At 72.5% G+C, this 12,360-nt stretch carries 12 protein-coding genes; 6 read left to right on the top strand and 6 right to left on the bottom strand.

The features are described 5' to 3' along the window. Window positions 1-192: 192 nt before the first annotated feature. Window positions 193-870: a uracil-DNA glycosylase gene (locus ABT299_RS07255; protein WP_190865945.1), complete on the bottom strand. Its 678-nt coding sequence runs from the start codon at window positions 868-870 to the stop codon at window positions 193-195. Between the two features lie 252 nt (window positions 871-1,122). On the opposite strand from ABT299_RS07255, the gene ABT299_RS07260 reads away from it, so the two are divergent. Then, on the top strand, window positions 1,123-2,580 hold the full coding sequence (locus ABT299_RS07260) for a WS/DGAT/MGAT family O-acyltransferase (protein ID WP_387026792.1): 1,458 nt from the start codon (window positions 1,123-1,125) through the stop codon (window positions 2,578-2,580). Between the two features lie 6 nt (window positions 2,581-2,586). Here the strand turns inward: ABT299_RS07260 and ABT299_RS07265 are convergent, their stop codons facing one another. Then, window positions 2,587-3,585 carry a hypothetical protein gene (locus ABT299_RS07265; RefSeq protein ID WP_500250092.1) on the bottom strand — a complete coding sequence of 333 codons (999 nt, stop codon included), beginning with the start codon at window positions 3,583-3,585 and terminating at the stop codon, window positions 2,587-2,589. A gap of 87 nt (window positions 3,586-3,672) precedes the next feature. Here ABT299_RS07265 and ABT299_RS07270 point away from each other — a divergent pair, with 87 nt between their 5' ends. Beyond that, window positions 3,673-4,971 carry an MFS transporter gene (locus tag ABT299_RS07270; protein WP_500250093.1) on the top strand — a complete coding sequence of 433 codons (1,299 nt, stop codon included), beginning with the start codon at window positions 3,673-3,675 and terminating at the stop codon, window positions 4,969-4,971. A gap of 132 nt (window positions 4,972-5,103) precedes the next feature. Then, the gene (locus ABT299_RS07275) at window positions 5,104-5,406 is read left to right on the top strand and encodes an SAV_915 family protein (protein WP_190865951.1); all 303 of its coding nucleotides are present in this window, start codon (window positions 5,104-5,106) and stop codon (window positions 5,404-5,406) included. A gap of 67 nt (window positions 5,407-5,473) precedes the next feature. Here the strand turns inward: ABT299_RS07275 and ddaH are convergent, their stop codons facing one another. From ddaH to ABT299_RS07290, 3 genes are all read right to left on the bottom strand, one after another. Beyond that, the gene (ddaH, locus tag ABT299_RS07280) at window positions 5,474-6,316 is read right to left on the bottom strand and encodes a dimethylargininase (protein WP_190865953.1); all 843 of its coding nucleotides are present in this window, start codon (window positions 6,314-6,316) and stop codon (window positions 5,474-5,476) included. Window positions 6,317-6,476: 160 nt separating this feature from the next. Then, window positions 6,477-7,103, bottom strand: a complete 627-nt coding sequence (locus tag ABT299_RS07285; RefSeq protein ID WP_500250094.1) for a TetR/AcrR family transcriptional regulator — start codon at window positions 7,101-7,103, stop codon at window positions 6,477-6,479. A 90-nt stretch (window positions 7,104-7,193) separates the two neighbouring features. After that, entirely contained in the window at window positions 7,194-7,520 is a 327-nt protein-coding gene (locus ABT299_RS07290) for a rhodanese-like domain-containing protein (RefSeq protein WP_500250095.1), read from the bottom strand. 37 nt (window positions 7,521-7,557) lie between these two features. On the opposite strand from ABT299_RS07290, the gene ABT299_RS07295 reads away from it, so the two are divergent. Further along, entirely contained in the window at window positions 7,558-8,175 is a 618-nt protein-coding gene (locus tag ABT299_RS07295; RefSeq protein ID WP_500194401.1) for a TetR/AcrR family transcriptional regulator, read from the top strand. 91 nt (window positions 8,176-8,266) lie between these two features. Here the strand turns inward: ABT299_RS07295 and lpdA are convergent, their stop codons facing one another. Next, window positions 8,267-9,670: a dihydrolipoyl dehydrogenase gene (gene lpdA, locus ABT299_RS07300; protein ID WP_500250096.1), complete on the bottom strand. Its 1,404-nt coding sequence runs from the start codon at window positions 9,668-9,670 to the stop codon at window positions 8,267-8,269. A gap of 515 nt (window positions 9,671-10,185) precedes the next feature. On the opposite strand from lpdA, the gene ABT299_RS07305 reads away from it, so the two are divergent. Further along, window positions 10,186-10,785, top strand: coding sequence for a hypothetical protein (locus ABT299_RS07305; protein WP_500250097.1), 600 nt, complete (start codon window positions 10,186-10,188; stop codon window positions 10,783-10,785). An 87-nt stretch (window positions 10,786-10,872) separates the two neighbouring features. After that, window positions 10,873-12,282 carry an MFS transporter gene (locus ABT299_RS07310; protein ID WP_387026797.1) on the top strand — a complete coding sequence of 470 codons (1,410 nt, stop codon included), beginning with the start codon at window positions 10,873-10,875 and terminating at the stop codon, window positions 12,280-12,282. Window positions 12,283-12,360 lie beyond the last annotated feature (78 nt).

The following is a 12,360-nucleotide window of genomic DNA, read 5'->3' on the forward strand; positions in this document are numbered from 1 at the left end:
GGGGCGACCCCCTGGAACCCCTGTTGCGACGGGGGACGCGTTTCCCGCTCCGCTGGCGCTCCGCGGGAAACGCGTCCACCACCACGGGCAGGCCCGCTGCGCTCGCTGCACTCGCTCCGCGTGCCTGCCCGTGGTGGTGGCTGGGGTCTGGTCTTTCGTATGGGTGTTCAGCCGGGTCTTCCGGGCCGGCTTTTACGGGAGTTTCCAGTCGATGGGTTGGGCGCCTTGTTGTTCCAGGAGCTGGTTGGCGCGGGTGAAGGGGCGGGAGCCGAAGAAGCCGCTGTTGGCGGAGTAGGGGCTCGGGTGCGGCGACTCGATGCAGGGGACGTTGCCGAGCATCGGCTTGAGGTTGCGGGCGTCGCGGCCCCACAGGATCGCGACGAGCGGGCGGTCGCGGGCGGCGAGGGCGCGGATGGCCTGCTCGGTGACCTGCTCCCAGCCCTTGTCGCGGTGCGAGCCGGGCTTGCGCGGCATGACGGTGAGGGACCTGTTCAGCAGCAGGACGCCGCGCTCGGCCCAGGGCGTGAGGTCGCCGTTGGACGGCTCGGGGTGGCCGAGGTCGTCGCAGTACTCGCGGAAGATGTTGACGAGGCTGGCGGGCAGCGGCCGGACGTCGGGGGCGACGGAGAAGCTGAGGCCGACCGGGTGGCCGGGCGTCGGGTACGGGTCCTGGCCGACGATCAGCACCCGGACGTCGTCGAACGGCTGGGTGAAGGCGCGCAGGATGAGGTTCCCGGCGGGCAGGTAGCGGCGTCCGGCGGCGACCTCGGCGCGCAGCCAGTCGCCGGCGGCGGCGATCGTCCCGGCGACGGGGGCGAGGGCCTGCGCCCAGCCGGCTTCGACGATCTCGGTGAGGGGGCGTGCCGTCATGGCGCATCAGCCTAGTGCGATGATCAACGGGGCGGAGGGCGAACCGTTTCTTGATCAGGCCTGTGACGTTCCCTGACCAGAACAGGGCGGCCGATCGGGAAAAGGTTTCCTGTTGCCCTAATCGGCAGATGAACCGGGTGAAACGTCCCGTTAAGTCGGCGTTACTTCCCGCCGTGGAGCGTTGACGTTCCGCGTCCGCCGCCGAAACCTGGGAGGGCAGGCAAGTGCCGGACGAGCGGACGGGACGATCGGATGAACCAGCTGACCAGCGTGGACGCCACATTCCTGAACGCCGAGATGGGCAACGTGCACGCCCACATCGCGGGGCTCGGGGTGCTCGATCCCGCGTCGTGCCCGGGCGGGCGGCTCACCGTCGAGCAGGTGGCCGGCCTGGTGCGCGACCGCGCCCACCTGGCGCCGCCGCTGCGGCGGCGCCTCGTCCGGGTGCCGCTCGGCCTGGACTTCCCGTACTGGGAGGACGACCCGGACTTCGCGCCGGAGAAGCACATCGTCGAGATCGGGCTGCCCGCGCCCGGTGACGACCGGCAGCTCGCCGACGCGGTCGCGATGCTGCACGAGCAGCCGCTCGACCGGTCCCGCCCGCTGTGGGAGATCGCGCTGATCCAGGGGCTGCGGGGCGGCCGCGTCGCCGTGTACCTGAAGGTGCACCACGCCGCGATCGACGGCGTGCTGGCGGCCGAGACGCTCGCCGCGCTGCTCGACCTGTCGCCCGAGCCCCGCGAGCTGCCGCCGGACGACGCCGCTCCCACGCGCGCGCCGAGCCCGGCGGCCATGGTCGGGACGGGCCTGCTGCGGGCGGCGGCGCACCCCGTCCGGTCGGTGCTGTCGGTCGCGCGCACCGCCCCGTACCTGGACGAGATCCCCGGCCTCGCGTCGATCCCCGGCATCGGTTTCGTGTCGTCGCTGGTGCAGGGCGCGCTGGGGCGGCCGGAGGCGCCGCCGGTGCCGCGGGCCGCCGCGCCGCCCACCCCGTTCAACCGGCCGGTGGGGCGGCGCCGCGCCGTCGCCTGCGGCGAGCTGCCGCTCGCGGACGTCAAGGAGATCCGGCGGGGGCTCGGCGGCAGCGTCAACGACGTGGTCATGGCGCTGTGCGCGACCGCGCTGCGGCAGTGGCTGGACAAGCGCGGCGACCTGCCGGACGGCCCGCTGGTCGCGGGCGTGCCGGTGTCGCTGCGGCTGGCGGGCGGCGCCGGTCCCGGCGGCAACCAGGTGTCGATCATGAGCACGCCGCTGGCCACCCACATCCCCGACCCGGCCGAGCGGTACGCCGCCGTCCGGCGCGACATGGACCTGGTCAAGCGGCGGTTCACCGCGTCGTCGGGCGGCTGGGTGCGGGAGATGAGCGGGCTGCTGCCCGCGCCGGTCGCGGGCGCCGTCACCCGGTTCGCGCTGCAGGCGGCCTCGGCGGTGTCGCTGCGGCCGGTGAACCTCGTGGTGTCGAACGTGCCGGGGCCGCAGTTCCCGCTGTACCTGTGCGGCGCGCGGGTGCTCGGCTACTACCCGATCTCCGTGGTCACCGACGTCAGCGGCGGCATGAACATCACGGTCTTCTCCTACGACGGCAAGGTGGACGTCGGCATCGTCGCCTGCCGCGACCTGGTGCCCGACCCGTCGGAGCTCATCGACCACCTCGACGACGCGCTGGACGAGCTGCGGGCGCTCAGCCGGCAGGCCCTCGGGGAGGGCTGACGGCGCTCAGCCGCCGATGCCGAGGGCGGCGCGGTGCCGCCGGGCCAGCGCGAGCGCGGCGGCTCCGGCCGGCTGCATCGGCTCCGGGACCGGCCCGCCGAGGTCCGCCATGGACACGCGGCCCTCGTCGTTGACCTCGACGAGCCCGCCGAACAGGTCCGCGAACGCCGCGTCGTCCATCACGACGGCGGTCAGGATGTCGAGCGCGAACGTCAGCGGATCGACGCCGAGCCCGAGGAAATGGGCGCGGACGCGGCGCTCCTTCCGCGCTCGCGTCATCGCCCGGTGGAACGGCCATTCCTCCTGGACGAAATGGTCGCCGTAGTCCTCGTCCATTCCGAGCAGTTCCTCAGCGTATTCGCGGACCATGCAGCGCCACAGGTCGAGGTCGTCGCGCTCGTCCGCCAGCGGCTGGAAGACACCGACCGGCATCACCTGGTGGAGGCCGCCCGCGTGCGCGACCTTCGCCGGGTCCCGCCAGTGCAGCACGTACGCGCCGGACACCGTGACGGTCAGCGTCGTGATCGCGCACAGCGCCGTCCGGCGGCGCAGGTCGCAGGGGTCGCCGACGCGGCGGCGCAGGCCGTCTCGGCCGGCGGCCAGCTCGTGCGCGGCGGCCTCGCCGACGTTCACGCCGTCGAAGTACCGGCCGGGGCCGAACCGCAGCATGGGCGGGGCGGCGGCGAGCAGGCGGTAGCTCGGCCGGTCGTCGAAGATCCTCGGCGGGGCGAGCGCGGCCAGGGCGCCCGCGTAGGTGCGGTACCTGTCCGGGAGCCCGTCGGACGGGTCGGCGACGGCGGGCGGTTCGGGTGCCGGGTCCCATTCCAGCCGGACGTTCTCCAGGGGGACGGGGGCGTCCGGGATCCATTCCTCGCGGCACATCAGCCGTGTCCCCGCGACGCGCGGGACGCCGGGGTAGAGGTCGCTCGCGAGCCGCCCGAGGCGGTCGCGGCCGGCGTTCAGCAGCGCGCGCTCGGCCCGCCACCGTTCCTCGTCAGCGTTCACCACGCCGACCGTAGGCCATGGGGGCCGCGCCCGCGCGACCCGATCCGGGTCCGGATCACCGGAGAACGTGACCTAAAGTAGCGATACGTGCAGACCGCCCAAAGCGTAGAAAACCCCCTGGAACCCCTGGAGAAGCGGAGCGCGGCGCCCCTCGCCTGGGCGCTGTGGGGCGTGGGCGTCCTCGCCTACGTGGTGGCGGTCCTGCACCGGACGTCCTTCGGCGTCGCCGGCATCGACGCGGTCCACCGCTTCGGCGCGTCCGCCGGGATGCTGGCCTCCTTCACCGTCCTCCAGCTCCTGGTCTACGCGGGCCTCCAGATCCCCGTCGGGCTGCTGCTGGACCGCGTCGGCCCCCGCTGGATGATCGCCGGCGGCGCGCTGCTGATGGCCGCCGGGCAGGCGCTGATGGCCGTCTCCACCTCCGTCGGCACCGCCGTCGCCGCCCGCGTCATGGTCGGCGCCGGCGACGCGATGACCTTCATCAGCGTGCTGTCCATCGTCGCGACCTGGTTCCCCGGCCGGCAGGCGCCCGTCGTCACCCAGCTCACCGGCCTGCTCGGCCAGCTCGGCCAGGTGCTCAGCGCCGTCCCGCTCGTCGCGCTGCTGCACGGCCCCGGCTGGACGGCCGCGTTCGGCTCCGCCGCCGCCCTCGGCGTGCTCGTCGGCGTGCTGTCCGTCGCCGTCCTGCGCGACTCGGCGCCCGGCGCCGTCCGCACCGCGCCCCCGCCGCTGCGCCAGGTCGGCCGCGACCTGCGCGCCGCCTTCCGGCACCCCGGCACCCGCCTCGGCCTCTGGACGCACTTCGTCACCCAGTTCTCGTCCAACACCTTCGCGCTCATGTGGGGCTACCCGTACCTGGTGTCCGGCCAGGGGATGCGCCCCTCCGCCGCGTCGACGCTGCTCACCCTGTTCGTGCTGGCCAACGTCGTCTCCGGGCCGTTCGTCGGGCGGCTCGTCGCCCGGTACCCGCTGCGCCGCTCCCGGCTCGTCCTCGGCATCGTCGGGGTCAACGCCGCCGCCTGGGCCGCCGTCCTCGCCTGGCCGCCGCCCGCGCCGGCCTGGCTGCTGGTCGTGCTGGTGGTCTGCGTCGCGCTCGGCGGGCCCGGCGCCATGATCGGCTTCGACTACGCGCGCACCTTCAACCCGCCCGCCCGGCAGGGCACCGCCACCGGGATCGTCAACGTCGGCGGCTTCGCCGCCGCCCTCGTCACCATCCTGCTGATCGGGTTCGTGCTGGACGCCCTGTCGCCCGGCAAGGACTTCACCCCGTCCGCCTTCCGCGCCGCCTGGACCGTCCAGGTCCTCATCTGGACGATCGGCGTCGCGGGCGTGCTGCGGACACGCCACCTCACCCGCCGCCACCTCGCCCTCTCCGAGGACCGGTAAAGGCGCAGGAAAAGCCATTCTCCGGCCGGCCGTAATATGTCACCGGCTCGGTCAGATCCATCTTGACGCTCGGTGGACATCGATGTGTAGAGTTGATCTGTTTTCGACCGACAACTGCACGAGGGGCACCGGGTGGCGGACGGGCAGGACGGCGGCGCGGCCGCCTGGACACAGGTCGTCTACGTCCCCTCCCGCCGCTTCCACCAGGGCGACGGCATCGCCGAGTTCGTCCTGAGCCGGTTCGAGGACGGCCGCAGCGTCCTGCCCATGTACTCCTCCCTCGAACTCCTCGTCGCCGGCTGCGGCGAGGACCAGCCCTGGGTGGCCGTCCAGGTCCGCGCCCCCGAGGGCATCGAGGAGCTCGCCGAACTCGCCGGGGCCGACGTCGTCCTCTGGGACGTCGACTTCAGCCAGGTGGAGGGGGACGCCTCCTGACCGGCCGCCGGCTCGCACGGACCGGGGCGGGGCGAGGCCCGGCGGCGGACGCCGCCGGGCGGACGGGTCAGGGCCGCAGCTCCAGCGTGCAGCACTTGGGGCCGCCGCCGGCCTTGCGGAGCTCCGACAGATCCACCGGGACGGGCTCGTACCCGTGCTCGCGCAGCGTGCCGATCAGGCCGGCGGCCTCGGCGTTGATGACGACGTTGCGGCCGTCGCAGACCGCGTTGAGGCCGAGGACGGCCGCGTCCGCCTCGTCCGCGATCACGGCCTCCGGGAAGAGCCGTTCGAGCACCGCGCGGCTGCCGGGCGAGAAGGCGCCCGGGAAGTAGGCGACGTTCGCGCCGCCGAGCGGGAACAGCGCGGTGTCCAGGTGGTAGAAGCGCGGGTCGATCAGCCGCAGCGTCACCACCGGGCGGCCGAGGAACTCCTGCGCCTCCTGGTGGGCGGCGATGTCGGTGCGGAAGCCCGTCCCGGCCAGGATGACGTGGTCCAGCGTGAGGAAGTCGCCCTCGCCCTCGTTGGTGTGCTCCGGCAGGAGGACGTCCGGGAAGCCGTTCTTGCGGAGCCAGTCGGCGTAGGCGGGGCCTTCGGCGGCCCGCTCGGGGAAGGTGAACCGCGCGCCGTAGGCCCGCCCGCCGACGACGAGGGCGCCGTTCGCGGCGAAGACCATGTCCGGGAGGCCCTCGATCGGGTCGATGAGGCTGACCTCGTGGCCGAGCGACAGGTAGGCGGCGCGCAGCGCCTCCCACTGCGCGACGGCCCGCCCCGCGTCCGCGCCGGCGGCCGGGTCCATCCACGGGTTGATGGCGTAGGTCACGGCGAAGTGCTCGGGGCGGCACATCAGGTAGTGCCGCCGCAGCGCGGTCCGCCGCGGGGTGGTCGGCTCCGTCGCCGGCATCACGGTCATGCTGTCTCCTGGGGCTGCCAAAACGACTCGACTAAGCGAAAGCCTAGAAACGAACGCGCCGCATTCCAATGCGTCGTCCTTGCGCTGACCTGCGGATTCGTTGCGTGTTGCGCCCTGCGCACGGCGAATCGTTGCGGTGCCCCGGCAGGAGGCGGAAGTGTCAGGCGGGTGGCCGGGGGAGCGGGGTGAACATGTGGTCGAGCATCGTGTGCAGGAAGGCCCGGAACCCCGCCACGTCGTCGTGGGGGCAGGGGGCGGTGCTCGGGGTGTGGCGGCGGGGCGGCTCGTCCGGGCCGCTGTGGACGACGCCGCCGGTGAGGAAGCCGTAGACGCACCAGACCACGCTCCAGATGAGGTAGTCCGGATCGACGTCGGGCGGGACGAGGCCGCGCACCGTGTCGGCGATGTCGCGGGACAGGGGCTTGGTGTAGACCTCTTCGAGGTCGGGCAGGTCGGCGGCGTCCCCCATCCACCGGTGCTGCCAGAGCGCCAGGACCTGCGGATGGGAGGCGTAGAAGTCCAGGTAGGCGTCCGCGAGGAGCATGATGCCGCGCCGGTCGGGGGTGAAGCCGGCCAGCGCCTCCCGCAGCGCCGTCTCCTCGGCCTCGTCGGCGTGGCGCATCACGATGCGGTACAGGTCGGCCTTGGTCGCGGCGACGCGGCGGACGGTGTCGAGGTCGATGCCCGCCGCGTCGGCGATCATCTGCAGCGACGTCCCGTCGTACCCGAGTTCCGCGAAGATCCGCGTCGCGGTCTCGGTCAGCCGGTCCTCTTCGGTTCCCTCCATGGAAATCACTCTAAGTGAAGGGCTCGTGACGGTCGCGGGTGCCGTCGTGCGGAGAGGGCGCGCGGTGTGCGCGCCCGCCCCGCCGCAGGGTCAGGCGGATTCGGTGGGGAGCCCGGCGGCCACCCAGTCCTCGATTCCTTCGCGGTACTTGCGGACGTTGGTGTAGCCGAGCGCGGTGAGCCGGTCGGCGACCTGCCCGCTGTTGGGGCAGGCCGGGTTGGAGCAGTAGGTGACGATCGCGGCGGCGCGGTCGGGCAGCAGGGCGGGCGCCTGCGCGTCCACGTCCGCGGCGACGAGCGGCACGGCGCCGGGCAGGTGCTGCTTGGCGTGGTACTCGCCGCCCAGCGCGTCGACCACGGTGACGGTGCCGGCGTCGATCGAGGCCTTGAGCTCGTCCCGGCCGATGGGTGCGGTCATGGCAGTGCCTCCCGATGAGACGGACTATAGTCCGGTTATGCCTCGAGACGATACCGGACCGCAGTCCGCTTCTGCAACGCCCCTGGAACTGCTGCGCACCCCGCCGCCCAAGGAGCGCGCGGACGCCGCGCGCAACCGCGCGGCCGTGCTGGAGGCGGCCGGCCGGCTGTTCGCCGAGCGGGGCGTCGAGGCGGTGTCGATGGACCAGGTGGCGGCTGAGGCCGGCGTCGGCAAGGGGACGCTGTTCCGGCGCTTCGGCGACAAGGCGGGGCTGGCCGCCGCGCTGCTGGACGCGCGGGAGCGCGTGCTCCAGGAGGCGATCCTGCACGGACCGCCGCCGCTCGGGCCGGGGGCGGGGGAGGAGGAGCGCCTGGTCGCGTTCACCGGGGCGTACCTCGACTACCTGCTGGAGCACCTGGCTCTCGTGCGGATGTCGGAGACCGCGTCACCGGGCGCGCGGTACCGGATCGGCGCGTACCGGTTCTGGCACCGCCACGTCGCGATCCTCGCGCACGGCGCGCCGGACCCCGAGTACGCCGCGCACGCCCTGCTCGCGGCGCTGTCCGCCGAGCACGTGGCGGCGCTCCTGCCGGAACTGGGCGAGGAGCGCGTCAGGGAGGGGAGCGTCCGGCTCGCCCGGTCCGTGCTGCGGTGACCGGGCGGCGGGACGCGGTGTGGAGGGACGGGGCGGGGAGGGACGCGGCGCGGCGTGCCCGTCCGCGGCGGGGCGGGCACGCCGGAGCGGATCAGAGGTTGATCATGTGGCCGGCGAGGCCGTGCACGGCCTCCTTGATGGCCTCGCCCAGGGTCGGGTGGGCGTGCACGTTGCGGGCGACCTCGTGGACGGTCAGGTCCCACTGCTGCGCGAGGGTCAGCTCGGGCAGCAGCTCGGTCACCTCGGGGCCGATCAGGTGCGCGCCGAGGATCTCGCCGTACTTGGCGTCGCTGATCACCTTCGCGAAGCCGTCGCCCTCGCCCATGCCGAGCGCCTTGCCGTTGGCGCTGTAGGGGAACTTCGCGACCTTGACGTCGAAGCCCTGCTCCCGCGCCTGCGCCTCCGTCCAGCCGAACGAGGCGACCTGCGGCTGGCAGTAGGTGGCGCGCGGGATCATCACGTAGTCGAGCTCCATCGTCTCGGCGCCCGCGATGGTCTCGGCGGCGACGATGCCCATGGACTCGGCGGCGTGCGCGAGCATCAGCTTGGCGGTGACGTCGCCGATCGCGTAGATGTGCGGGACGGACGTGCGGCAGCGGCCGTCCACGTCGATCGCGCCGCGCTCGGTGAGCTGCACGCCGGTCTTGTCGAGGCCGTAGCCGTCCACGTTCGGCTGGAAGCCGATCGCCTGCAGCACCTTGTCGGTCTCGATGACCTGCTGGGCGCCGTCCTTGCCGGTGACGGTGACCTTGACCTTCTCACCGGAGTCGTCGATGCCGTCGACCCGGGTGGAGGTCAGCACGTCGATGCCGAGCTTGCGGTACCGCTTGGCCAGCTCCTTGGAGACGTCCGCGTCCTCGTTCGGGACCATCCGGTCGAGGAACTCGACGATCGTGACCTTGACGCCGTAGTTGTGCAGGACGTAGGCGAACTCGACGCCGATGGCGCCCGCGCCGGCGATGACGATGCTCCCCGGCAGCTCGGAGCTGAGGATCTGCTCCTCGTAGGTGACGACCCGCTCCGACAGCGACGTGCCGGGCAGCAGCTTGGTGTGCGCGCCCGCCGCGATGATGCAGTCGCCGAAGGTCACGGTCTCGGTCGAGCCGTCGGCCTTGGCGACCTCGAGGGTGTTCGGGTCGGTGAACGTCCCGCGCCCGTCATAGGAGGTGATCTTGTTCTTCTTCATCAGGAACTGGACGCCCTTGACGAGCTTGTCCGATACCTGGCGGCTGCGCTGGAAGGCGACGCCGTAGTCGAAGGCGACGGTGCCCTCGACGTTGATCCCGTAGGTCTTCTGCTCCTGGGTGAAGATGTGCGCCAGCTCGGCGTTGCGCAGCAGCGCCTTCGAGGGGATGCAGCCGACGTTGAGGCACACGCCGCCCCAGTACTTCTCCTCGATGATCGCGGTCTTCAGCCCGAGCTGTGCCGACCGGATCGCGGCGACATATCCACCCGGGCCCGCGCCCAGGACCACGACGTCAAAGTGTTCGCTCATATTCATTGACGATATTCGGCGCGGGGCCGTGCTCGCATCCCGGACGGCGCCGCTGCGGCGCAGGTCGCACCGGCATGCGCGCCGCCGTCCGAAATCGATCACGCGGCGTGACGAACGGGCTCCGTTACGGCTCCGTCGTCACATGCTGTTAGGCTTTGTGCGTTGCGATCACGGCCCGGGGACCTCGCCCGGCGGCTCGGCCCCTGACCGTGCTCGGGCGAGTGCGCGCTCGCTCCACGGGCCTCCCCGGGAGGCCCGCCTCCGGCACCGTCTCCCGGTCGGACGCCGCGCTCGCGCGATGGACCCGGCACTCCGGGCGGGCCCCGCACCGGCCGGAGGCCCGAGCCGCCGGAGGCCCCGCCGCCGCACCTCCGGGGCAAGCTCCCGCGGGCCGGTGGCGCGGACCGCTGGGACACGGACCGCCGGAACACGGCGGCACCGGCCGATCGTTGCCCTCAGATGCCCCTGTCCCCGGGTGCGGCGACCCGTCCCGAGCCGAGTGGAGGAGAAGCCGAGTGAGGATTCCCAAGCGCGTCAACGCCGTCCTGGACTGGATGGAGCAGCACTTTGGCGCACTTGCGGTGGTCGTCGCGCTGATCGTCGTGGCCCTGGTCGCCACGCTCGCGCCGCCGCTGGTCGGGCTTCCCGTCGCCGGCTTCGTCATCGGGCTCGCCGTCGGCGGGTTCCTCGTGCACGTGCGGCTGAGCCGGCGGATCGCGCGGGCCCGCGCGGAGGTCGACGACCTGCTCCGCGAGAACGGCGCGCTGCGGCACCGCAACACGATCCTCGCCAGCGGCGTGATCACCCGGGGCGCGCAGGAGACGCAGGCGCTGGTGGCCATCCCGGAGGACGACGAGGACCTCGTGGAGGACGACCCGACCCGCACCGCGGCGCTCCCGGAGCTGACCGACGAGCTGCTCGGCGGCGACCCGGGCGACACCCTCGGCGACGGCGTCGTGAGCGGTGCCGAGGCCACGGCCGAAGTCCCCCCGGTCGACGTTCCCCCATCCGACGTTGCTCCGGCCGAAGCTGGCGCGGAGGAGCCCGCCGGGGACGAACCCGCAGGGGACGAAGAGGACGAAGAGGACACCGCCAAGAACGTCCGGAGGGCGTGAGCGCGCGCCTCCCGCCGAGTCATCGGACCGCCAAGACCGTGCGTTAACTCCGCCGATCTTCGGGCAGGGGACTGCCGGGAGGTGCGGATGAACGCAGAGTCCGGTCCGGATCCCGCGGCCACGCGGGGAACGGGGACGGCCGACGGTGGCGACCACGTCGCGACCGAGGACGTGGACCTCGGCGCGGTGCACAAGGCCGTCATAGCGTCCGCGATGGGCAACTGCATCGAGTGGTTCGACTTCGGCGTCTTCAGCGCCGGGGTGATGACCTCGATCATCGGCACCAAGTTCTTCCCCGAGCACATCTCCGGCAGCGCGACGCTGCGCTCGTTCGCGCTGATCGCCGCGGCGTTCCTGGCCCGCCCGTTCGGCGGGCTGTTCTTCGGCCCGATGGGCGACAAGCTCGGCCGCAAGCGGGTGCTCGCCACCACGATCATCCTGATGTCGGGCTCCACCTTCGTGATCGGCATCCTGCCCGGGTACGGCGCCATCGGGATCGCGGCGCCGCTGCTGCTGCTGGCGGTGCGCCTCACGCAGGGGTTCTCCACCGGCGGCGAGTACGGCGGCGCCGCCACGATGATCGCCGAGTACGCGCCGACGAACCGCCGCGGCTACTTCGGCAGCTTCCTGGAGTTCGGCACGCTGACCGGCTACATCCTGGGCGCCGGGCTCGTCCTGCTGGTGAACGTGGCGGTCGGGGACGCGGCGATGCACGCCTGGGGCTGGCGGATCCCGTTCCTGCTCGCGCTGCCGCTCGGGGTCGTCGGGCTCTACGTGCGCACCCGGATCGAGGACACCCCGACCTTCCAGCGGATGGAGGAGTCCGGCAAGAAGGCGCGCTCGCCGCTGAAGGAGACCTTCGCGCACTACTGGAAGGTCATCCTGATGCTGATCGGGATCGTCTTCCTGCTGAACGTCGCGGACTACACGCTGCTCACCTTCATGCCGTCGTACCTGGTCGACTTCCTGCACATGGGCAGCGTGAAGTCGCAGCTGGTCACGATCGGGGTGGAGGCCGCGATGATGGCGGTGATCCTGCCGACCGGCCACCTGTCGGACCGGATCGGCCGCAAGCCGGTGCTGCTGATGGCGGCGGTCGGGTTCCTCCTGCTGAGCTGGCCGGCGTTCGCGCTGATGCAGACCAACAACTGGTTCGGCATCGTGCTGGGGTACGCGATCATCGGCGGGCTGCTGGTGCTGATGCTCGCGGTGATCGGCGCGACGTTCCCGGCGATGTTCCCGACGAAGGTGCGGTACGGGGCGTTCGCGATCGGCTACAACATCTCGACGTCGCTGTTCGGCGGCACCGCCGCGGTGCTCGTCGGCTCGCTGATCGACGTGACCGGCAGCAATTACATCCCGGCGTACTACATCATGCTCGCGGCGGCGGTGGCGCTGGTCCCGATCCTGATGATCAAGGAGACGGCGAACGTGCCGATCGAGCGGGTCGGGATGGCGAACGCCCCGGAACCGGTGGGCTCCGGGGCGCGGTCCTGACCCCCGCCGCCCGACGATGTGATGCGCGCCCGGCTATCGCCGGACGGTGTCACTTCTGTGGCGCGAAGGGGAACATAT

This window comes from Spirillospora sp. NPDC000708, assembly GCF_040299565.1.
Lineage (GTDB): Bacteria > Actinomycetota > Actinomycetes > Streptosporangiales > Streptosporangiaceae > Spirillospora.